The 22,540-nt window shown below is 68.1% G+C and carries 17 protein-coding genes and 1 pseudogene; 14 read left to right on the top strand and 4 right to left on the bottom strand.

What is annotated here, in order from left to right:
* The first annotated feature begins 13 nt into the window (after window positions 1-13).
* The 6 genes from G1H11_RS10360 to G1H11_RS10335 are packed head-to-tail and all read left to right on the top strand — an operon-like array spanning window position 14 to window position 6,368.
* Window positions 14-1,015, top strand: a complete 1,002-nt coding sequence (locus tag G1H11_RS10360; protein ID WP_163818503.1) for an ABC transporter permease subunit — start codon at window positions 14-16, stop codon at window positions 1,013-1,015.
* Window positions 1,012-1,917, top strand: coding sequence for an ABC transporter permease subunit (locus G1H11_RS10355; protein WP_163818502.1), 906 nt, complete (start codon window positions 1,012-1,014; stop codon window positions 1,915-1,917). Before G1H11_RS10360 ends, G1H11_RS10355 begins: the two co-directional genes overlap by 4 nt.
* Window positions 1,914-2,927, top strand: coding sequence for an ABC transporter ATP-binding protein (locus G1H11_RS10350; RefSeq protein WP_163818501.1), 1,014 nt, complete (start codon window positions 1,914-1,916; stop codon window positions 2,925-2,927). The genes G1H11_RS10355 and G1H11_RS10350 overlap by 4 nt, the downstream gene beginning before the upstream one ends.
* Window positions 2,924-3,709, top strand: coding sequence for an ABC transporter ATP-binding protein (locus G1H11_RS10345; protein WP_163818500.1), 786 nt, complete (start codon window positions 2,924-2,926; stop codon window positions 3,707-3,709). The genes G1H11_RS10350 and G1H11_RS10345 overlap by 4 nt, the downstream gene beginning before the upstream one ends.
* A gap of 49 nt (window positions 3,710-3,758) precedes the next feature.
* Window positions 3,759-5,084: a transcriptional regulator gene (locus tag G1H11_RS10340; protein ID WP_163818499.1), complete on the top strand. Its 1,326-nt coding sequence runs from the start codon at window positions 3,759-3,761 to the stop codon at window positions 5,082-5,084.
* A gap of 18 nt (window positions 5,085-5,102) precedes the next feature.
* Window positions 5,103-6,368 carry a DegT/DnrJ/EryC1/StrS family aminotransferase gene (locus G1H11_RS10335; RefSeq protein WP_163818498.1) on the top strand — a complete coding sequence of 422 codons (1,266 nt, stop codon included), beginning with the start codon at window positions 5,103-5,105 and terminating at the stop codon, window positions 6,366-6,368.
* On the opposite strand, the gene G1H11_RS10330 is transcribed toward G1H11_RS10335, so the two are convergent.
* Together G1H11_RS10330 and G1H11_RS10325 are read right to left on the bottom strand one after the other, a co-directional pair.
* The gene (locus G1H11_RS10330; RefSeq protein ID WP_163818497.1) at window positions 6,361-7,641 is read right to left on the bottom strand and encodes a neutral/alkaline non-lysosomal ceramidase N-terminal domain-containing protein; all 1,281 of its coding nucleotides are present in this window, start codon (window positions 7,639-7,641) and stop codon (window positions 6,361-6,363) included. The two genes, G1H11_RS10335 and G1H11_RS10330, sit on opposite strands and share 8 nt — an antisense overlap.
* Window positions 7,638-9,428, bottom strand: coding sequence for a hypothetical protein (locus G1H11_RS10325; protein WP_163818496.1), 1,791 nt, complete (start codon window positions 9,426-9,428; stop codon window positions 7,638-7,640). The genes G1H11_RS10330 and G1H11_RS10325 overlap by 4 nt, the downstream gene beginning before the upstream one ends.
* Before the next feature lie 294 nt (window positions 9,429-9,722).
* Between G1H11_RS10325 and G1H11_RS10320 the strand changes: the two genes are divergently transcribed.
* The 3 genes and pseudogenes from G1H11_RS10320 to G1H11_RS27420 form a co-directional block, all read left to right on the top strand.
* A complete protein-coding gene (locus G1H11_RS10320) occupies window positions 9,723-10,427 on the top strand; it encodes a YggS family pyridoxal phosphate-dependent enzyme (RefSeq protein WP_163818495.1) in 705 nt (234 codons plus the stop codon).
* 258 nt (window positions 10,428-10,685) lie between these two features.
* Entirely contained in the window at window positions 10,686-13,331 is a 2,646-nt protein-coding gene (gene topA, locus G1H11_RS10315) for a type I DNA topoisomerase (protein ID WP_163818494.1), read from the top strand.
* A gap of 184 nt (window positions 13,332-13,515) precedes the next feature.
* A pseudogene (locus G1H11_RS27420) lies at window positions 13,516-13,893 on the top strand (DedA family protein); the annotation flags it as partial.
* Between the two features lie 219 nt (window positions 13,894-14,112).
* Here G1H11_RS27420 and G1H11_RS10305 read toward each other — a convergent pair.
* Window positions 14,113-15,267, bottom strand: a complete 1,155-nt coding sequence (locus G1H11_RS10305; protein ID WP_163818492.1) for a serpin family protein — start codon at window positions 15,265-15,267, stop codon at window positions 14,113-14,115.
* A gap of 153 nt (window positions 15,268-15,420) precedes the next feature.
* On the opposite strand from G1H11_RS10305, the gene G1H11_RS10300 reads away from it, so the two are divergent.
* The 3 genes from G1H11_RS10300 to G1H11_RS10290 all read left to right on the top strand — a co-directional run bounded on the left by G1H11_RS10300 (window position 15,421) and on the right by G1H11_RS10290 (window position 18,665).
* Entirely contained in the window at window positions 15,421-16,776 is a 1,356-nt protein-coding gene (locus G1H11_RS10300) for a glycoside hydrolase domain-containing protein (protein ID WP_163818491.1), read from the top strand.
* A 63-nt stretch (window positions 16,777-16,839) separates the two neighbouring features.
* Window positions 16,840-17,511, top strand: coding sequence for a dTMP kinase (tmk, locus tag G1H11_RS10295; RefSeq protein WP_216843633.1), 672 nt, complete (start codon window positions 16,840-16,842; stop codon window positions 17,509-17,511).
* Window positions 17,508-18,665 carry a DNA polymerase III subunit delta' gene (locus tag G1H11_RS10290; protein ID WP_163818490.1) on the top strand — a complete coding sequence of 386 codons (1,158 nt, stop codon included), beginning with the start codon at window positions 17,508-17,510 and terminating at the stop codon, window positions 18,663-18,665. Before tmk ends, G1H11_RS10290 begins: the two co-directional genes overlap by 4 nt.
* 165 nt (window positions 18,666-18,830) lie before the next feature.
* Here G1H11_RS10290 and G1H11_RS10285 read toward each other — a convergent pair whose 3' ends face one another.
* Complete coding sequence (locus G1H11_RS10285; RefSeq protein WP_163818489.1) at window positions 18,831-19,796, bottom strand: FkbM family methyltransferase; 966 nt, start codon at window positions 19,794-19,796, stop codon at window positions 18,831-18,833.
* Window positions 19,797-20,069: 273 nt separating this feature from the next.
* Here G1H11_RS10285 and G1H11_RS10280 point away from each other — a divergent pair, with 273 nt between their 5' ends.
* Complete coding sequence (locus tag G1H11_RS10280; RefSeq protein WP_163818798.1) at window positions 20,070-20,975, top strand: PSP1 domain-containing protein; 906 nt, start codon at window positions 20,070-20,072, stop codon at window positions 20,973-20,975.
* Entirely contained in the window at window positions 20,975-22,534 is a 1,560-nt protein-coding gene (locus G1H11_RS10275; protein ID WP_163818488.1) for an alpha/beta hydrolase, read from the top strand. Before G1H11_RS10280 ends, G1H11_RS10275 begins: the two co-directional genes overlap by 1 nt.
* Window positions 22,535-22,540: the final 6 nt, after the last annotated feature.

Raw genomic sequence — 22,540 nt, 5'->3', positions numbered from 1 at the left:
CGCGGAGAGGGCAGTGGATTTCCTGACATTCCTCAGCCGGCGGCTCGTGCGTCTGGCGCTGTGTCTGGTGGCGGTCTCGATCATCACCTTCACCCTGTTGCAGTCAGCGCCGGGAAACTTCGCCGACATCCAGCGGGTGACCAGCGGGGCGTCCTCCATCGGCGGGACCGGAACCGAGCAGATGCTCGCCGAGTCCTTGAGCCGGTACGGCGACGACGTCCCCGCCTGGCAGCAATACCTCACGTTCATGCAGGGGGTGGCGACCTGGGACATGGGGCCGTCGTACCGCTACGCGGGACGCGCGGTGGAGGACATCATCGGTTCGGCGTTTCCGATCTCCGCGACGCTTGCCCTCCTCGCGGTGACGCTGGCGTTGCTGATCGCGGTACCCGCCGGGGTGTTCGCCGCGCTGCGGCAGAACTCGAAAGCGGACCATTCCACCATGTTCCTTGTCACGCTCGGCAACGCACTGCCGAGCTACCTGGTGGCCGCGTTCCTGATCGTGATCTTCAGCGCGAGCCTGGGCTGGCTTCCCTCCAGTGGCTGGAGCAGACCGGAGCACCTGATCCTGCCGGTGCTGGCGCTATCCCTCGGACCGGCCGCGGTGCTCGCCCGCTATGTGCGCTCGAGCATGCTGGAGACGCTGCGCGAGGAGTACGTGACGGCGGCCATGGCCAAAGGCGGGCCGTACCGCACGGTCATCGTGCGGCACGCCCTGCGCAACTCGCTCATCCCGCTGGTGACGGTGGTGGGCCCGCTTCTGGCAGCGCTGATGACCGGGACCGTGTTCGTGGAGGCCCTGTTCCGCATCCCCGGCCTCGGCTATTACGCCGCTACCGCGGCGGCCAGCCGGGACATGCCGCTGCTGATGGGGACGGTGCTGTTCTTCGCACTGATCATCATGGTGGTCAACCTGGCGGTCGACCTGACGTACGGGTTCATCGATCCCCGAATTCGGGCAGAAGGGGGGTGGGGACGATCGCAGCTACGGAAGACGTCGACACAACCGGCGTGACACCAGCCGAACGCCCCGTATCCGGCACCGGCCAGCACGAGGCGCCGCCCAGGGCACGCGGGCCGTGGGCCCGGGCCTGGGACCGGTTCAAGCGGAACCGCCTGGCGCTGATCAGCCTGATCTTCTGCGCATTGCTCGTGCTGGTCGCCGCCGCGGCACCATTGATCGCTCCGTACCACTTCGGCGCTACGGACTACGCCAATCAGCTTGTCGGCGTCGGCTCCGAAGGCCACGTGCTCGGCACCGACCAGCTCGGACGGGACATCCTCAGCCGGACCATCTACGGCCTGCGGACCGCTCTGATCGTCGCGTTCGGCGCCGAACTGCTCGCCCTGCTCGCCGCCCTGGTCATCGGGCTCACCGCCGGATACCGTGGCGGCAGGGTGGAGCAGGGGCTGATGGCCTTCACCGACGTGATGTACGCGTTCCCGAGTTACCTGTTCGCCATCGTCATGGTTGCCGTACTCGGGCGCAGCATCATCGCACTGATCATCGCCATCGGCATCGCGGGATGGGTCACCCAGGCGCGGCTCGTCCGGGCTCAGGTCCTCACCATCAAGCAGCGGGAATACGTCGAGGCGGGCCGGGCCATGGGCGCGTCCGGGCCGACCATCGCCATCCGGTACATCCTGCCCAACGCCATCGGGCCGCTCCTGGTGACCACCAGCTTCGCCATCCCGGCCGCGATCGCCGCCGAGGCCGGGCTCGGCTTGCTCGGACTCGGGGTGCAGCCACCGACCCCGTCGTGGGGCGCGATGATCTCCGAGGGCACCCGGTTCCTGCTGGCGGCGCCGCATATGCTGCTGGCACCGGCCGCCGTCTTCGCGCTGTCACTGCTGGCCTTCACCTGGGTCGGGGACGGCGTACGGGATGCCTTCGACCCGCGAGGAGAGCAACGATGACGCTCACCCAGCGGGCCGAACCCCACGATCCCCCCGAGAGCGACGCACTGCTGAGCGTGCGCGAGCTGCACACCGAGTTCCTCCGGGAGCAGGCCGAGCCGTTGCGCGTCGTCGACGGGGTGAGCTTCGACGTCGAACGCGGCAAGGCGCTCGCCATCGTCGGTGAGAGTGGCAGTGGCAAGAGCGTGACCGTGCGCAGCGTCCTGCGGCTGCTGCCCCGCACTGCCCGCACACCGTCCGGTGAGGCCTGGTTCCACGGCCGCGACCTGCTCTCGCTCTCGCAGCGGGAGATGCGGCGCATCCGCGGAAGGAACATCGGCATGGTGTTCCAGAACGCTGCCGAGGCGATGAACCCCACCCTTACCCTGGAACGCCAGCTCACCGAACACCTCCTGTGGCACGGTATCTGTGGCAAGTCCGAGGCACGCGAACGCGCGGTACGAGCGCTCGGTGACGTCGGGATCCCCGAACCGGAACGCCGGATCCGGGTGTACCCGTTCCAGCTGTCCGGTGGGATGCGCCAACGCGCCATGATCGCCATGGCCATGGTCACCGAACCGGCACTCCTGATCGCCGACGAGCCGACCACCGCCGTCGACGTCACGGTCCAGCGGCAGATCCTCGATCTGCTCGTCGGCCTGAAAGACCGCGGTACCGGCGTCATCATGATCACCCACGACCTCGGCGTCGCCCGCTACTTCTGTGACCAGGCGGTCGTCATGTACGCCGGACGCGTAGTGGAACAGGCACCCACGAGCGAACTGCTCGACACACCACGACATCCCTACACGAAGGGCCTACTCGGATCCAGCGTCGAGGTCGGCGGGCAGGAACGGCCGCTGCTGCCCATCCCGGGGAGCCCTCCCGACCTCGCCCACAGGCCCGCCGGCTGCGCGTTCCACCCGAGATGCGCACAGGCCGAGTCCCCACGGTGCCAGGAAGAACAGGAGCTGATCAGCATTGGTGATGAGCGGGCAGCAGCGTGCTGGAAGGCGGAGACGGGCAGATGAGTGATTCCAGCCGTCATGTCCTGGTCCACGCGGACGATGTGACGAAGACGTTCTCGACGCCGGCGGGTGATGTTCAGGCCGTCAGGGGTGTCACCCTGTCCGTGCGGCGGGGCGAGACCGTCGGCGTGGTCGGTGAAAGCGGCAGCGGCAAGTCGACGCTGGCCCGCCTGATCATGGGGTTGCAGCCGTGCACGTCAGGCCGGGTGCTCTTCGACGATCAGGACCTCAGTACCGTCAAGGGCGGTGACCTGCGCCGTCTTCGGCGCCGGATGCAGATGGTCTTCCAGAACCCGTTCGGATCGCTGCTGCCCCACTACAGCGCCGTCGCCAACGTGATCGAGCCGCTGCGGCTGCACGGCATCGGCAGTAAGTCCTCCCGCCGGGCGCGCGCCATCGAGCTGCTCGACACGGTTGGCGTCAGCGAACACTTCGCCGACCTGTACCCGACCCAGTTCTCCGGGGGCCAGCAGCAGCGCATCGCGATCGCCCGGACCCTGGCTCTGGAGCCGGAATTGCTGGTGTGTGACGAGCCGACGTCGTCGCTGGACGTGTCGATCCAAGCCCAGATCCTCGCGCTGCTCGCCGAGCTTCAGCAGCGCCTCGGGCTGTCCTGCGTGTTCATCTCCCACAATCTGGCTGTGGTTCAGCGCCTCGCCGACCGGGTGGCTGTGATGTCCCACGGAAAAGTGGTCGAGGAAGGACCCACTGCGCAGATCTTCGACGCCCCACAAGACCCCTACACACAGCAGCTTCTGAGCGCTGTTCTCCCGGTGACGGCATGAGGACCCACGGGTAGCCTCGCACCACACACGGGACCACAGGACGGCAGCCATGCATCGAGCAGAACAAGGTACACGCGAAGAGATCACCATCGGCGTGCTGGGAACGGACGACGCCGTGCGCCGGATCGTCGCCGTCGCCAGGGAGACCGGCGGCCCATGGTGGCGGCTGGTGACCGTTTCCAACACACCGGACTCCGAGGCACGCGTCCAGGCGGCGAAGATGGCGCCGCGGGTGGACGTCTGTCTCTTCTCCGGTCCGATGTCCTTCGACGCCGCGGCCGCTCAAGGAGAGCTTCCGGTTCCCGCCACATATGTCCCCCTCGACGGTTCCGCGCTGCACGGCACGCTGCTCCGCGGGATCCTGGCCGATACGTTCGACCCCTTGCGGATCAGCGTCGACTCGGTCTCCGAGGCGGATGTCGGGAGCGCCTACGAGGAGATCGGTCTCAGCGCCCAGGCGGTACGCGTGCAGCCCTACGCCCGCTCGGTCACAGCCGCCGAGTTCGCCGCTTTCCACCGGGACCAGTACGACGCCGGGCACACATCCGGTGGCATCACCACAGTGCCGGCGGTGGCCCTGGCACTCACCGAGGCCGGTGTGCCGATGCTCGTCATGCCACCGTCGCGAACCGCAGTGCGGCACGCCCTGCATACGGCCGTCCTGATCGGCAGCGGGGCCAAGCTTGAGGAGTCCCGGATCGTGACGGTGGTGGTGCGGGTGCACACGGACGCGATTCCCCCGCATGCGAGTCCCAGCAGCTATTGGTACCAGGACCTGAAGCTGGCGCTCTACCGCGAGCTGTTGCGGGAGGCGCGGCCGATGGACGCCGCGGTGTTGCCGAGAGACGAGCGCAGTTACCTGGTGGTCACGACGATGGGGTCGCTTCGGATGGCGACAGGGGAACTTACGGTGGCGCCGTTTCTCCGCCGGGTCACCGCCGAGCTGGGGATAGCACTGGAGGTTGGCATCGGTCTCGGCCGGTCCACACGGGAAGCTGAGCTGAACGCGCAGACTGCGGTGGACAGGTCGGCCGCGGAAAGCTCCGGGGGCGCCTACGTCGTGGGACCGGGTGAGACCGTGCTGCGTCTGCCTGCCGAACAGGACCAGGGCTCCGCGAGGATCCCCGCTGTCAGGGATCCCAAGGCTGCGGACACTCTGGCTCGGCTCGCGTCACAACTGGGCGACGACGCCGACCTTGTCGTGGACGCGGAGAAGGTCGCCGGCCTTCTCGGCGTCACAATGCAGACCGCGCGGCGAACGCTGAAAACCCTGGTCGACGAAGGGCTCGCGTGGCCGATGCCGCCTGCCCGCTCGAGCAAGGTCGGACGCCCGCCGAGCGTGTACCAGCTGCTGGTGGAGAAGATCACACCCTGAGATGGAAGAGGAACGCCCATGCCTGACGAGTCCGCACTGGCGATCACCGGTGGCACACCTATCCGCACGGCCCCGTTTCCGGGCGTCTCCGACGCGGCCGGGCGGCGGCTGGGCGAGGAGGAGATCCGCGCCCTAGAACGGGTGGTGCGCAGCGGCCAGCTGAACAGCACCGTGGGCGGGGAGACCCGCGAGTTCGAGTCGGACTTCGCTGACTACTACGGCGTCGAACATGTGGTGGCGTCGAGCTCGGGCACGTCGGCGCTGCACCTCGCGGTCGCGGCGGTCGACCCGGAGCCAGGGGACGAGATCATCGCCACCGGCCTGTCCGACGCCGGCACGATCCTGCCGATCCTTGCCCAGAACGCGGTACCTGTCTTCGCCGACGTCGATCCCAGTACCGGGAACCTCGACGTCGCCTCGGTTCGCGCGCGGATCTCGTCACGCACCCGCGCGATCATCGCGGTGCACCTGTTCGGCCAGCCCGCGCCGGTAGCCGAATTGCGGGAGCTGGCCGACCAGCACGGCCTGATCCTGATCGAGGATTGCGCGCAGGCCTACCTGACCCGCTGCGCACCCGACGGCGCGCTCGCCGGTACGGTCGGGCACCTGGGGTGTTTCAGCCTCCAGCAGTCGAAGCACATCACAGCCGGCGACGGCGGTCTGACCATCACCGATGACCATGCGCTCGCAAGGCGCGCACGACTCTTCGCAGACAAGGCCTGGCCACGGGACACGGACGAACGCACCCATCTCTTCCTGGGGCTCAACTACCGCATGACCGAGCTGCAGGCCGCCGTCGGCCGGGCGCAGTTGCCCAAGCTCGCCGCGGTGGTCGAGGATCGTCGTGCGGCAGCGAAGCCGCTGACGGCTCTACTGCGTGACTTGCCAGGTGTTTCACCTGGCCTGGACGAGGGCGCCGCCTACTGGCTGTTCCCCGTCTTCGTCGACCCCGACATCGTTCGGGTCGACGCGCGCGAGTTCGCGCGCGCACTCGCCGCCGAGGGCATACCGGCCGTCGGTGGATACATCCAGCGGCCGCTCTACATGAATCCCGTGCTCTCCGAACAACGCACCTACGGCACATCCGGCTACCCGCTGGCGGTGCCTCCGGCCACCGAGGTGCCCCGGTACGGTCCCGGCCTGTGCCCGAACACCGAGGCGCTGATCGGTAGCCGCATGCTCGTCATCGGCTGGAACGAGAACTACTCCGACGATGACGTCCACGACATCGTCGCCGCCGTGACCAAGGTGCACGCCGCGTTCCATGGACAGGATGTCAGCTGAGCCGGCTGGGCCAGATCGCGTCGAGAAGTGCGTCGCGAAGGATCTCCTCCGCCTCCGGCGCGAGCGGACCAGGCATACCGAAGTAGTACGGTGCCTCAGCCGCCTCGTACCCGCCCTCCGCCAGTTGTCTCGCCGTCACCAGGTAACCCGTCATGCCGTTCGTGTAACCCAACGGGAGGACCGACCCGCCGGAGATGGTCCGCACCATCAGGCCGTACGCGCTCACGGGTTCTCCGGACATGCCGAGCAGGGTCAGTCCATCGGCCAGGTGCAGCCGGCTGAGTCGCACTGTAACGTGTGGCCGGAGTCGCTGAGGCTCCTCGAGGAGAAGCCGGGCCCATTGCCCCATGAGCCCGTCGCCGGGCGCTGCTCTACGCAGATCGGACACGGAGGGCACATCCGTGACGGGGAGTTCGACCGTCCATTGGCTCGCGGCCGGGCTCGTGGCCGTCAGCGTAGTCGGCTCCCCTTTCAACGCCTTCTCCACCGCTTCGGCGAGCCGGCCGCCCACCTCGTCGACCAAGGACTGGTCACCGTCCCGGAACACGCCGTCGCGGTAGAGATCAGGGTTGACGTCGCCACAGCAGCCCTGCAGGTAGACGGCGAGTACGTCACCGTGACGCTCTTCCAGCCGGTCCATGGCCGCCCCGGTGAAATCCGAAGTGACGACGTTTCCGTGGTGCACCACGGGGTGGCAGGCATGGTGGACCATAAGGGCACGGGTCCGCTGCTCGTCGAAGAACCGCACCACGGTCACGTCGCTGTCGATCGGTGCCGGTTCGACGGCGCCGTCGCTCCTCGCGCTGCGCCTGTCGGTGCCGATGCCCGCTTCGCACGTCACACGCTCCATCCACACGTCGACGGCCGAGCCGAGAGCGCGCCCAGCACTGGCGACGGCAGCAGCTTCGAGCTCGGCGACGTAGCCGGCGTCGGGGTCGCCCAGGAGTGCCGTGAATCCGGCTGAGGTCTGGGGCCCGGAGTGCGCGTGGGTCGCGTGCAGGATGACGGACTCGGGCCGGAGTCCGTATCGGGCGGCGATGTCCCGCCGCACCCGGGTGGCGATGTCGGTCCCCCACCAGAGGAGGTCCGCGGAGATCAGGACGGCCCGCTCACGGCCGGCGCCGAAGGCCAACGTCCGCAACCGCAGCGGCGCCGACACATCGGTGGCTGGACCAAGCTCAGCACGCGTGGCGTAGCCGGCCAATGGCACTGGATGCCGCGGAGTGATGTCAGCGCGGTCCATCCCCAGCGAAAGCCGGGCGGGCACGCTCACGTGTGGGCCAGTGACCAGATGCTGCTCCCCACCGGGATGTCGGCCGACAGTTCCACGAACTCACGTCCGTGCCGGCGGACCGTCGACAGCGTCCCGCTTCCTTCCCGCACCGTCGGCAGCCCTTCCCGGCCAGGAAGGAGGAGCAGGATCGCCGCACCGTGCACCGGCTCTCCGGCGACCGCCTCGAGCAGCCATCCGTCGGCGTCGTCGCGCAGCGACAGCGTGACCTGCCGGCGCGCACGCTCCCACCGGTTGAGTTCAGCACTGGTCCACCAGGGCATCCCGCGTCGCCTGGCCTCGTGCGCGAGCGCGACGCACGCCTTGCGGGTCTCCGGGCGACGATGCAGGTGCGCCCCGTGGAAGAGGAAATGCGCGACGCCGTGCTGCGATTCGACGGCGTCGAGGATCACGTCGCGGACGCTCTCATGGCTGGCCCAGGCGAGGTCCTGCGTGTGCAGCGGGAGGTTGAGAACGTCGTGGTAACGGTTGCCATCCTCGGCACCGGACATCGGGAAGGACAGGTGCGCGGTTCCAAAGGGGAAACCCACGGTCCCCTGCTTGCTCGGCCCGCGAGACTGGTCGATCTCGATGCCGAGCCGCTCACACCACTCGTAGAACTCGGTGTATCCCTCCCAGCGGGTGTAGTGGTTCTTGTTAGACACGATGCGCTCAGCACCGGTCACCGCCTGTGCCCACGCGTACTGCGCGCGCATTTGCGGCCAGCCCCACTCGGCGATGTCAGCGTCGTGCATGGCGTTGTAGTGCAGCGCCTGCTCGTGTCCGGCCGCCGTGATCGCCGCATACGTGTCGGCCAGGTACCCACCAGGGAAGAGCTGGCACCACGTCACCCGGACGTCGGCTTCGGCGAACGAGTCCAAGGCGGCCCGGCCGTGCTCGTCGACGTTCTGGTCGGCGTCATGCGACATGTGCGCCACCGCGGAGACCCCCGCTGGCCAGTAGTGCAGCCACGGCACGGCGGCATCGGCCTGTTCGGCGGCCCACCACACGCATTGCAGCAGGACCGAACGCCACATGTCGGCGTGCGGGCGGTGAAACATCGGCAGCCCCGACGCGGGAGGGTAGACGTGCTCGTACCCGTCGGGCCTGTCCTGCTGTCCGTCCGGCAGGGCACGGTCACGCTCGATGTCGAGCGCCAGCCCGTCTTCGCACTTGAGAATGTCGTCATCGATGGGGGCGGAGCCATCGGTGGCCGGAATCCCGTCCCGGGCGACGGGATAGCCCTGCTGGATTCGGACCACGCTTTGCCAGACGTCGGCACCTATGGCGATCGCGACGCCGCGGCCGATCCGGCGCATGGTGATGGCCGGTGCGCCGTCGTCGTCCCAAGACGCCAGGGTCCGGCTGTCCGGCATCGCCGCCAGGCGGACTCCGCCGATAGCGCGGAGCGGGACGTCGGGAAGGCTGGTCCAGACATCCGCCTCGCCTATCCGCACATGGCCGGCCTCGACAACGGTGCCGGCGGACGCGCCTACGAGTCCGGCCAGTCCAGCGGGGTCGCCGACGGTGATCAGGGCACCGCCCGAGTCGACCCAGGCTTGGAGCCGTTCCCGGACGGACTGTCCTTCCGCCGGCACACGTGCCACCACGAGGACACGGATGTCCTCAGGGATGTCGGCCGTCTCCAGGTCGGTCATCACATGGAGCGGTACCCGGAGGTGGCCGAAGATCTCGGTGGCGTAGCGCCACCAAGCGTCGGCGCCGTTGTCATGTGCGGACGCGGTGATCGATTCGGCGAGGACGACGGCGACGGACGGGCGTGCGGTCACGGCGGATCCCTTCCCTGGACGGCAGAGGCGACGAGCGTTTCGACACTCTATACGAATCATCCTTAAATGACACTTACGGTAGGAAGAAAGTCGGCACGGTGCCGATAACAGCGCATTCGCGGTCGCGCGCAGGGCAGATTAGATGGCGCATGAATGGCCATTCAGGGCCACCGAACGACCCGGGGGCGTACCGGCACTGTCTGGCTGATCATCCCGGCGATGTCGGCAGGGACGCGGCGGCATGCCGTGGCGACGCAGACGGCCGAGTCCTGAACAGTTAAGTTGAGAGGCAGCATGCTGACCGACGAGCAGATCCGAGCCAACCTCGCCGCCGTGCGCGCCCGCATCCAGGCGGCGGCCGGGGGCGGAACCGATTCTCGCCACGTGGACCTCCTTCTGGCCACGAAAACGATGCCTGCGGACCGCATCGCCGTGGCCATCGACGCTGGAGCTCGCGTGATCGGCGAGAACCGGGTCCAGGAGCTCGCGGAGAAGGACGCTGTCCTATCCACGCTGCCCTGCGAGCGCCACTTCATCGGGCACCTGCAGACCAACAAGGTCAACCAGGTCCTGCGGTATGTCACCTGCGTTCAGTCCGTGGACCGCGTAGAACTCGCCGACAGACTGCAGCGGAGGCTCGAGACGCTCGACCGGACGCTCGATGTCCTGCTCCAGATCAATGTCTCCGGCGAACCCAGCAAGTTCGGGGTGCCGCCGGACCAGGCGCTGGCACTTGCTCGCGACGTGGCCAAGCGGGACCGGCTACGCGTCCGCGGCCTGATGACCATCGGCCGGATGAGTTCCGATCCCGACGCCGTGCGGCCCGGCTACCAGCGGTTACGAGCTACTCGCGACAAGATCGAGAGCGCCGCGGTGGACGGCGTTCGCATGGACACCCTGTCGATGGGTATGAGTGCCGATCTGGACATCGCCATCGCCGAGGGTGCCACCATGGTGAGGGTGGGATCGGCCGTATTCGGCTCCCGTCCACGTCCCTGACAAGATCACACAGAGGCGTCCTGGTCGTGGGCACTCGAGCGCTCCGGGCCGCCGAGGTCTTACACTCACGTGGGAACAGTGCGGTGTTGATCATGGGCGGGCCGGGACTGTACAGGTAGCGAGGGCAAGCCGCGCGGCCGTACGCTGCGGGCCACGAACCTCGACCGGGTCGCGCACTGCCGGGAACTCATCCGGAAGCAACGGCGTATACCGTGCGTTGGTCCAGGAGGGGTCAGAAGAGACGAACGAGGGGATTTGATGGCACAGAGCACGAACGGGGCGGGACGCCGCCTCGTCGTCGTGGAGTCGCCGGCGAAGGCCAAGACCATCGCCGGCTACCTTGGCGACGGCTACATCGTGGAGTCCTCACTGGGTCACATCCGCGATCTGCCGTCCAAGAAGACCGATGTCCCCGAGGCCCAGCGCGACCGCTACGGCGACCCCGTCGGCGTCGACGTGCAGGGCGAGTTCGAGCCCTTCTACATCGTTCCCGCCGGCCGCGCGAAAGACCAGGTTCGCAAGCTCAAGTCGTTGCTCAAGGACGCCGACGAGCTCCTGCTCGCCACGGATGAGGACCGCGAGGGTGAGGCGATCGCCTGGCACCTGCGCGAAGAGCTCAAGCCGAAGGTCCCGGTGCGCCGGATGGTCTTCCACGAGATCACCCGCGACGCCATCCGCACCGCCGTCGAGAGTCCGCGCGAGATCGACGAGGACCTGGTGGACGCGCAGGAGACCCGCCGCATCGTCGACCGGCTCTACGGCTACCAGATCTCCCCTGTGCTGTGGCGAAAGGTCATGCAAGGCCTGTCCGCGGGCCGGGTGCAGAGCGTGGCCACTCGCCTGGTGGTCGACCGCGAACGTGAACGCATGGCGTTCACCGCGGCGTCGTACTGGGATCTGACTGCCACCCTCGACACCGGAAGCGCCGACGAGCCCAGCTCGTTCGAGGCGAAGCTGATCAGTGTCGACGGCGCGCGGGTAGCCTCCGGCCGCGACTTCGACGCCTCCGGTCAGACCAAGGGGCGCGGCGATGTCGTCGTGCTGGACGAGACCCGGGCACGAGCGCTCGCCGACGCCCTGAGCACGGTCGGCTACCAGGTCCGGTCGGTCGAGTCCAAACCGTACACCCGTCGCCCGTACGCGCCCTTCCGCACCACTACCCTCCAGCAGGAGGCCTCGCGCAAGCTCGGTTATGGTGCCGCGCGCACTATGCAGGTGGCTCAGCGGCTGTACGAGAACGGCTTCATCACCTATATGCGTACCGACTCCACGACACTCTCCGAGTCGGCCGTCGCCGCAGCCCGGGCACAGGTCCGGGAACTGTACGGGCCGGACTACCTGCCGGACGCACCCCGGGTGTACGCCAGCAAGGTCAAGAACGCCCAGGAGGCACACGAGGCGATCCGGCCCGCCGGAGATTCCTTCCGCACACCTGGCGAAACCGGGCTTCGCGACGACGAGTACCGGCTGTACGAGCTGATCTGGATGCGTACCGTCGCCTCTCAGATGCGCGACGCCAAGGGTGAGACGCTCACCGTCCGCGTGGGAGCCACCGCCACCAGTGGTGAGACCGCGGAGTTCGGCGCTTCCGGGCGCACCATCACCTTCCACGGCTTCCTCAAGGCCTACGTGGAGGGCGCCGACGACCCCGAGGCGGAGCTGGACGATCGCGAGAAGCGGCTGCCGCACCTCGCAGAGGGCCAGGACCTCACCGCCGCGGGGGTCGAGCCCGAGGGTCACACCACCAAGCCGCCTGCTCGCTACACCGAGGCCACGCTGGTCAAGGAACTGGAAGACCGGGAGATCGGACGACCGTCCACGTACGCGTCGATCATCCGCACCATCCTCGACCGGGGCTACGTGTTCAAGCGTGGTAACGCCCTGGTCCCGGCGTGGCTGGCGTTCGCCGTGGTGCGCCTCCTCGAAGAGCACTTCACCCGGCTGATCGACTACACCTTCACCGCGAAGATGGAAGACGTGCTCGACGAGATCGCCGCAGGCCGGGCAGACCGCGTCGCCGAACTGGGCCAGTTCTGGCACGGTGATGCCAACGTCGCGGGCTTGAAGAACCTGGCCGACAATCTCGGCGAGATCGATGCCCGTGGGATCTCGTCGTTCCCCATCGGTGAAGGCATCACCGTACGGGTCGGCCGTTACGGGCCGTATCTGGAGGACGAGGACGGGAACCGGGGTAGCATCCCGGAGGACCTGCCGCCGGACGAGATGTCGGTCGAGAAGGCACGCGAGCTACTCGAAGCCGGCAACGGCGACCGTGAGCTCGGTGTCAATCCGGACACGGGACGGCCGGTGGTGGCGAAGTCCGGCCGGTACGGGCCCTACGTCACCGAGATCTTGCCCGAGGACGCGCCGAAGGGCACGAAGCCCCCCACCGCGTCGCTGTTCAAGACCATGAGTCTGGAGACGCTGACGCTCGACGACGCCCTCCGGCTGCTCACCCTGCCCCGAACGGTGGGCAAGGACGCGGATGGCAACGAGATCATCGCCACCAACGGCCGGTACGGTCCGTATGTGAAGAAGGGCACCGACTCGCGGTCGCTGCCGGACGAAGAGTCCTTGTTCACTGTCACGGTCGAGGAGGCCGAGAAGCTCTTCGCCCAGCCCAAGGGCCGGCGCGGAGCCCGGGCAGCCACTCCTCCGCTGAAGGAGCTCGGTACGGATCCTGCCAGCGGTCAGCCACTCGTCGTGAAGGACGGCCGGTTCGGACCGTACATCACCGACGGCGAGACCAATGTGACGATTCCCCGCGGCACTTCCATCGAACAGCTCACGCTGGAACGGGGCGCGGAACTCATCGCCGAGAAGCGCGCCAAGGGACCCGCACCGAAGAAACGCGCCAAGAAGACGGCGGCGCCGAAGAAGCGGGCGGCTCGGCCGCAATCCTGAGGCCGTTCGTCTCCACCACGGGGCGGAGGTTCGGGGTTACCCCGAGGTTTCCCTGAACTTCCCCGTCTCAGGGTTGTGCCGGCCGCTACCGGCCCACAGGCTGACCTGTGTGGAACTCACCGCACTCGTCGCCATTCCCGTTCTCGCGTATCTCGTCATCGCCCTGCTGGTGGCCTTCGATGCCATGATCCCCGCCGTGCCGTCCGAGGTCGCCCTGGTGACGGCCGGCACACTCGCGGCAGGGGGCGCGTTCAACGCTGGCTGGGCAGTGGCCGCCGCGGTCGCCGGAGCACTGGCCGGTGACTACGCCGTGTACTCGCTGGGCCGCCACCGGCTGCCCGGCGCGCTTGACCGGTCCCGGCTCGGCCGCCGGATCCAACGTGGGGCCGAACACGCGTACTCGAGAATGGGTTCGGCCAGTGCGATGGCCATCGTCGCAGGGCGGTTCGTCCCACTGGGCCGCACCGCAAGCTCGGCAGCGGCGGGCCTGGCGGGAGTGTCCCGGCGCGTGTTCCTCGTCTTCAGCGGGATCGGCGGCATCGTGTGGGCCGCTTGGATGGTGGGCGTCGGCTACGCGACGGGAACCGTCACCGACGCGCCGATGTGGCTGCAGTCGGTCATCGGCGTGGCGATCGCGGTACTCGCCGGGGTATGGATCGCGGCCGTGCATGCGGTGCTGCGCACACGGCGACGGATGGCAGCCCGGGCCCGCTCCCGTCCCGGGCTCTCCGGACAGCATGCGGCGCCCACCACGCTCAGCGCAGCACCGGCGCCGTCACGATCAGCGCTCGGCACGTTCCGCGGTGCCCACCCAGCCGGCGAACAGCGCCATACCCGTGGCACGGTGCACCGCGACGAAGCCGAACGGCCGGTCGTAGGTGACCCGCAGCCCACGCTCGCGGTAAACCGGCATGGAGACCATGCGCATACCGACAGCGGTCACGGCCGCCGCTTCGAAGCCCGTCGCGCTGAAGATGGCCACGGCGGACTGCCGGGCCTGATCGACACGCATTGGCACGGCGCCGATACGCGAGAAGTGGCCTCCGGGCCCCCTGCTGACCGTCTCGAGACCGAACAGCTTGGCGTGTGCGTGCAGGTCATGGTCCGACCGGACGGTGAAACGCGTCGACGTGACCGCGAGACTCCGGCGCTGGGCACGGACCCTCTCGACGCCGGGCGCCTCGCCGTGGCCGTCGAGGATCTCCGCACCGTTGACGACCGGGCCGTCCCCGGCCAGGACTGAGATCGCAGCTGGGAGCACGTCCGCCGCTGCCCGGCCCGATTCGCCGAGCGCGAGATACACGTCGAGCCCGTTGTCTCCTTCGACACGCGTCACGGTCAGGGCTCCGGCCGGCGTGTCCGCGACGCGCAGATCGTCCAGCTCACCGGTAGTGCGAGTCAGGCCGGCGAGCCGCTGTCCGGCCCAGGCTCCGGCTCGCGGCCTCAGCGGCTCGTCGGCGAACGGTGCGGTCCAGGTGGTCCGCAAGGCGACGGCGGTCGCGAGGACGAGGCCCGTGTCCGCCCGGACCTCTACCGGAAACCGCTCGATCAAGCCACGTGTCTTCTCACTGGCCCAGGTGTCCAGGACGGGCTGGTCGGTGGCAGGCCGACCCGTGAGCTCGCCCCACGCGCCCGGTGGGAGGCTTGCCGCCCACTCGGGATCGATCCTCGCCGCGGCTTGAGCCCACACTCCGAGCGCGGCGTCGACACCGGGCACCTCGTCCATGAGTCTGAGGAGCTCGCCGGCGGCGTCCGCGCACTGCCCTGCCGGCAGCCCGACGGCCTCCGCGAGCTCGCTGCGGCCCGGCTCGTCGGCGGCGTGCGCCAGTAGCGCTAGAAGGGGCCACAACCCAGCAGCGGACACGACCCCGGGAGCTTCGTCAGAGCTCTGCGCGAGCCACGTCGACGTGAGCCGGTTGACTTCTCGAACGCTCATTCCCCGAGCCTACGCATCCGCACGATCTCCACCGAAACCACTTCCTACTCCCGCAACATGTGGCACTGTGAGCACAGTAGCCTCACAGTCCTCAGGGGCAACATCGGTCTTTCAGGACGGTACGTCTGTGTGCAGTCGAACGGGGAGGTGGTCATGGACCGCCAGGCAACTCGACAGCGGTCTCGCGCGGCACGAGTCATCGCCGCACGCATTGGAGCAGCGTCTGCGGCCTCGATGCTGATCGTCAGTGGTCTCACATCGTCAGCCGTGGCCGAGCCGGAGACACCGGTCACGTATCCGAAGGGGGCCTCGGCCACCCGGGCGGGCGGGCTGGGCTTCGACACGTGCACCGCGCCGTCGTTGAGCACTCTACGCGCCTGGCGGAGCTCGAGCTTCTCCACGGTCAACGTCTACTTCGGCGGTATCAATCGCGGCTGCAGGCAGCCCCAGCTCAGCAGGACCTGGGTCCGCGAAGCCACCGCGATGGGCTGGAAGCTGATGCCCACCTACGTCGGGCGGCAACCCTCTTGCGTGATCGGCCGGCCCATGCACACCTTCAGCCGGTCCGATGCGGCGTCGTTCGGACGGTCCAACGCCCGGGACGCGATCAAGCATGCCCGCAACCTCGGCCTGCTGCCAGGTAGCGCGCTGTACGCGGACATCGAGCACTATGACCGGTCCAAGCAGGACTGCCGGATCGCGGTGCGCCGATACATTTCCGAATGGACCAAGACGCTGCACGCCAGCGGCTACCTTTCGGGCGTCTACGTCCACCACGCGTCCGGGCTGCGGGATCTCTCGGACAGCTATACGTCGTCGAAATACGCTCGTCCGGACGCCGTCTGGATGGCGAAGTGGGACCGCGACACCTCGCTCACCGGCTGGCCTCGCACACCCAACTCACGGTGGGCACACGCTCAGCGCGCCAAGCAGTACCGCGGTGAACACAAGGTGACCTATGGCGGCGCGACGCTGAAGATCGACAGCAACTCGATCGACGCTCCGGTCGCTACCGTGGCCCGCGCCTACCGGGTGACCAGCAGCACGCCCCTCAACGCCCGGAAAGGACCAGGCACGTCCTACCCGGCCGTACGCAACCACGCGCCCGGTTCCACCGTGTCCGTGATCTGCCAGGGCCGTGGTCAGAAGATCGGCTCCACTTCGGTGTGGAACCGTCTGTCCAACGGCAGCTGGGTGAGTGATCGCTACGTGTCGACGCCGTCCAGCAGCGGGTTTTCCACGGCTGCTGTTCCACGGTGCGCGTATCCCGGGCAGGTGACCAGCGGCATCCCACTCAATGCCCGATCCGGGCCTGGCACGTCACACCGGCTGTCCGGCAATCCGCTGCCCCGTGGATCGCTCGCCTGGATCACGTGCCAGACAAAGGGCTCGGCCGTGGACGGCACGTCGGTATGGAATCGGCTCACCGACGGCAGATGGGTCAGTGACCGCTACGTGTCGACCCGGTCCGGCTCCAGCTGGAGTGCCCCGGTACCCCGGTGTCCGTAGCTCAGCCCATCGAGATGTGGACGAGGGTCGGCAGCCGTCGGCACGAGTCATTACTCTGGCGTGGTGATCCCAAACGACGACGAGCCGACGGCGGCACCGCCGGCCCATTCGCGGCCTCCCGGGCGCGGGCAGTTCATCGCGTTCGAAGGGGGCGACGGCGTGGGCAAATCCACCCAGGTCGGCCTGCTGGCCGCGCATCTGCGCGGGCGCGGGCGGGAGGTCGTCGTCACTCGCGAGCCCGGCGATTCCCGCATCGGCGCGGAGGTCCGAGCCATCCTTCTCGATGGCGGCGAGCTCGACGTCCGAGCCGAGGCGCTGCTCTTCGCGGCTGACCGCGCCGACCACGTGACCTCGCTCGTCAGCCCGGCGCTGCAGCGCGGCGCGGTTGTGGTCACTGACCGGTACGTCGATTCGTCGATCGCCTACCAGGGCGTCGGACGGGGCCTGGGCATCGACCAGGTCGCAGCGTTGTCCGAGTTCGCCACCCAGGGGCTACGACCGGACCTGACCGTCGTGCTTGACCTGGAGGCGTCGGAGCGGCGACGCCGGATGGAGAACCTGGGGCAATTCGACCGGATCGAGCGCGAGCCCGACCACGTCCACGAGCGGATCCGGCAGGCTTTTCTCGATCTCGCCGGCCGTGAACCGGACCGGTACCTCGTGGTCGACGCCGGCCGGGAGGCAGATCAGATCGCCGCCGAGATCGCCGCGGCAGCTGAGAAGGTGATCGAGTGAGCGTCTGGGACAGGGTGGTCGGGCAGTCCATCGTGCCCGCGCTGCAGCGCACGGTGGCAGATGCCGCGCAGGCGCTCGGCGGCGGCAGCAGCGGGTCGATGACTCACGCATGGCTGTTCACCGGCCCTCCTGGGTCGGGAAGATCGGTCATGGCGCGAGCGTTCGCGGCAGCCTTGCAGTGCCCGGACGGCGGTTGCGGCCACTGCCGGGAGTGCGCCGATGTCCGTTCCGGTACGCATCCCGACGTCGCGTCGCTCACCACCGAGGGCCTGAACATCCGGATCAGCCAGGTCCGGGATCTGGTTCCCAGAGCCGCCCTGAAGCCTGCGCGGGGAAGATGGCAGATCATCGTGGTCGAGGATGCCGACCGCCTCGGCGAGGACGCCGCCGACGCGCTGCTGCTCTCCGTGGAGGAGCCGCCCGAACACACCGTATGGATGCTCTGCGCTCCGACGGCCGAGGACATCGTGCCGACCATCCGGTCGCGCTGCCGCGTCGTCCAGCTCCGCACGCCTCCCCACACGGACGTGGCCGCGTACCTGTCCGCCACCGAGGGCGTCGACGAAACCGTCGCCGCATTCGCCGCGCGAGCGTCACAAGGACACATCGGCCGAGCTCGAGCACTCGCCAACGACCCGGACACACGAGCCCGGCGTGAAGAAGTCCTGCGGCTGCCGTTCGCACTGAACGACCTCCGCCAGTGTCTCGACGCCGCCGCCAGCCTGGTCGACGCCGCGAAGGCCGACGCCGAGAAGCACTGCGACACCCTCGATCACCGCGAGGTAGAGGAGCTGAGGACGGCGCTCGGTGCGGGCACCACCGGCCGCAAGCCACGGAACATGAACGCTGCCGTCAAGGAACTGGAACACGAGCAGAAGCTGCGCCGCACACGGGTCCAGCGAGACTCCATCGATCGCGCGCTCGTCGACGTGCTCGCCCTCTACCGCGACGTGCTCACGCTCCAGCTCGGTGTCGGCGCCGAACTCGTCAACGAAGAGATCCGCCCGTCGCTCGACCGGCTGGCTCGGAATGGAACAGCCGCGGCGACGCTGCGGAGAATGGAAGCGATCGTGGCGGCGCGCGAGGCGTTGCTGGCGAACGCCGCGCCCCTTCTCACCCTCGAGTCGATGGCGTTGACGCTCCGCGAGGGATAGCGACCGCGGCAGGTGGTGGTGTCCGGAAGATGCCGTCCCCGCAATCTAATGGTCGCGCTGCCCGCCTCCCTCGTTCCTCGTCCGGCGGCTCGCCGCTCTGAAGGCTTCGTTCCTCGCCGATGCCCGGCCACGCCCTGGACGGCATCTTCCGGACACCATTACCAGTCAGCGACTCGGTATTCCGGCGGAGGCTAGTTCTGCGGGGGTTTTGGTGGTGAACAGCCAGTCACGGAACGGCTCCTCAGCCACCAGCTCGTCGTGTGCGGTCAGGGCGCCCGTCTCCACTCGGTAATAGCGGTAGCCGTGCGGGGCGAGCGCGGTCTTGACGCCTTCGACGTTCGCGATCCCGGGCAGGATCTCGCACAGGATGTCGGGCCGGTTGGTGGCCAGGAAGTCCTGCCCGTTCAGCAGTACGGCGTCCTCAGTGCCCTCGACGTCGATCTTCATGACCGTAGGGACACCCCGCGCCAGGCCGGAAAACGAGCCGGCCACAGTGTCCAGCGAACTGACCGGCACGTCCACACCGCGGTCGAAGTGCATCTGAGTCGAGTAGAAGTCCGGCAGAGCGGATCCGCCGTCACCGATCGAGATACGAGCGACGTCACCGTCCTTGCCCACGCCCTGGACATGGAGGGTGATCCGCGGTAGGAGATCATTGGCGACGACGTTGTCCAGCGCCGCTTTGGCCACCTCCGGCACCACCTCGAACGCGTGTACCTCCGCATCCTCGGAGACCTTCGCGCCGAGGATGGCGAAGATCCCGGTATACGCACCGACATCGAGAATCACCTTGCTGGTTCTGGCCAACGCGGCGAAGACGTCGAGCGCCAGCTGGTCCTCCGCGCGGGGTCGCACACCGTGTCCCCAATAGAGCTCCTTGGCGATGATGCACCGGTCCGGCCGGGTCATGACGAAGGTCACGCCCGCCATTCGGGCTCGCACAGCCTTGACGTGGGCAGGGGCCGGGAGCCGCTCGCGGCGGATCCGGTCACCCACGATCGCGGCCGATCCACGCACCACCAGGTGCGGCACCCGCCAGGACAGCACCCGCTTGACCGACGCCTTCGTCCCGTACCAGCTGTGCCGGCGGCCACGCGCGCTCTGATGGTAATCACCGGCGCTGTCAGTCATGTCGCCCACACACCTATCCTCGCCGGACTTCCCACATCAGTGGCTCCTCATAGGGTTACGCGCGCTACATGAGGCGCAATAGACCCATCTCGCGCACCCTACCTAGACGGCTCTACCCGGCGTGAGGTTCCCCGAACCACGGTCCCCAGTCAAGCCGCCGACGGCACCAGAAGCCGACTCACCCTGGATCAGGTGGTCCAGTGTTCATGCACGGGCCTCTGCCAGGCAGAGGTGGCGCCGGACACAACACGCCGTATGGTGGGCTCTGTGGGCATGGTGATGGCAGTAGCCTTCACCCGGTACGGGAAGCTCTATTACCTCGATCCGGGTGAAGCCTCTCCTCGAGTCGGAGACAAGGTTCTGGTACCGACGGACGACGGTCCGGAGGTGGCAGAGTGCGTCTGGGCCCCGCAATGGGTCAGCGAGGACGTCGACGGCCTCCCGGTATGCGCTGGCCTGGCCACCGACGAACACCTGGAGCGCGACGAGCGCAATCGCCGGAGGCGTGCCGAGGCCCGGGTGGTGGCACGCCGGCTCATTCGTGATCACGGCCTTCCCATGAAGGTTGTCGGCGTCGACTTCGTCGATACTCGGCAGGACGTCGACCAGCTCATCACCATTTACTTCAGTGCACCCCAGCGCGTCGACTTTCGCGAGCTCGTGCGCGACCTGGCGCGGACCCTGCGAGCCCGGATCGATCTGCGCCAGCTCGGCCCTCGGGACGAGGCGCGGGTGCAGGGAGGCGTCGGCCCCTGCGGGCGGGAAACCTGCTGTTCGACATTTCTGAAGGACTTCGAACCGGTCAGCATCAGAATGGCCAAGGAGCAGGACCTGCCGCTGAACCCGCTGAAGATCTCCGGCGCGTGCGGTCGGCTGATGTGCTGCCTGAAATACGAGCATCCGCTGTACCAGGATTTCAAGCGAAGCGTGCCGACCGTGGGTTGCGGGGTCGAGACCGATACCGGGGTCACCGGCACCGTCACGGGCTACAACGTCCCGTCTGAGACCGTTTACGTAAGAGATCGGGAGACCGGCCGGAAGGTCGCGTGCCCCAAGGCGAGCGTGTGCGGGTCTCGGCAGGAGTACGAGTCCGCGGTGAGATCCGGCATGCGCCCCACGTCGGACGAGGCCCTCGACGAGGGCGATCACAACGCCCATCGCGGCGATCAGGAGCACTGATGAACAGCCGGTCATCCCACGCGCCGCTCGCCCTCGGCCTGTTGGCTGTGGTGGCTCTGGCGGCGTGCTCGTCGCCCGCCAACGATCCCGACGAACCGCCGCGGCAGGAGATGCCGCCAGAGTCGACTCCCGCCCCGGACGCCACCGAGGGCGTGCCGGCCGAGCTCGCCGAGTTCTACACGCAGACGCTGCAGTGGGAAGACTGCGGAGACCAATACCAGTGCTCGTCGCTGACGGTTCCCCTGAACTACGAGGAACCCGAAGGTGACACGATCGATGTCGCACTCCTCCGGGTCCCCGCGGCGTCGGGCGAGGCCGGCGGCTCGCTGGTCGTCAATCCGGGTGGACCGGGTGCGTCGGGCATGGAGTACGCCCGCAACGCTCATGTCGTCGCCACCGAAGAGGTACTGGAGCAATTCGACATCGTGGGCTTCGACCCGCGTGGCGTCGGAGCGTCCACCCCGATCGACTGTGTCGACGACGCCGAGCTGGACGAGTACCTCAGCGGTCAGGCGAGCGCCGAGACCGACGAGCAGCTCGCCGAGCTGGAGGCGACGGCCGAGGAGTTCGCCCAAGCATGTGATGCCAGGTCAGGCGACATGCTGGCGCACATCGGAACCGCCGACGTCGCCCGTGACATGGACGTCCTGCGCTCCGCACTCGGCGACGAGAAGCTCAACTACCTCGGCAAGTCATACGGGACGTTCATCGGCGCGGCCTATGCCGATCTGTTCCCGGAGCGGGCCGGCAGGCTGGTCCTCGACGGTGCCATCGATCCGGCCCTGGAAGCGGACGAGGTGGCGCTCGGGCAGGCTCGTGGGTTCGAGCGAGCACTCGAAGCCTTTCTCGAGTGGTGCCTCGACAATGACTGCCCGCTGGGTGAATCCCAGGAGGAAGCCCGTGCCGCGCTCACGGATCTGCTCGCCGAGATCGACGACGAACCCTTGCCCAGCGGCGACGAGTCTCGTCCCCTCACCACATCACTGGCCTTCTACGGGATCATCCTTCCGCTGTACTCCCCCGCCAACGAGGGCTACCCAGTGCTGTCGGCAGCATTGGAGCTGGCTGTGGAGGACGGTGACGGCTCGGTCCTGCTGCAACTTGCCGACTTCTACCTGGCGCGCAATCCCGACGGCGCCTACGACGGCAATCAGAACGAGGCCATCGTCGCGGTGAACTGCGTCGACCGGCCGGCCAGGGAGATCGGCGAGGACACAGCCTCCGTCGAGGACTTCGAGGAAGCCTCGCCGGTCTTCGGGCGGTTCATGGCGTGGGCAGGACTCACCTGTGCCGCGTGGCCGGCGGCGTCGGAGTTCGAACCTGCCCAAATCACCGGAGCCGGGGCCGACCCCATCCTGGTGGTCGGCACCACAGGCGATCCCGCAACCCCCTACGAATGGGCCGAGGCGCTGGCTGAACGGCTCGAATCCGGCGTCCTGCTCACCTACGACGCGTTCGTCCACACCGCCTACCTCTCCGGCAGTGATTGTGTCGATGACGCCGTCGACAGCTACCTGATCGGCGGAACGGTGCCGGAGGAGGGCCTCGTCTGCACATAATGGGCG

Origin of the sequence: Phytoactinopolyspora alkaliphila, assembly GCF_010550695.1 — a bacterium.
Lineage (GTDB): Bacteria > Actinomycetota > Actinomycetes > Jiangellales > Jiangellaceae > Phytoactinopolyspora > Phytoactinopolyspora alkaliphila.
Note: the sequence above shows the minus strand (reverse complement) of the source record. Positions and strands in the feature narration are given on the sequence as shown.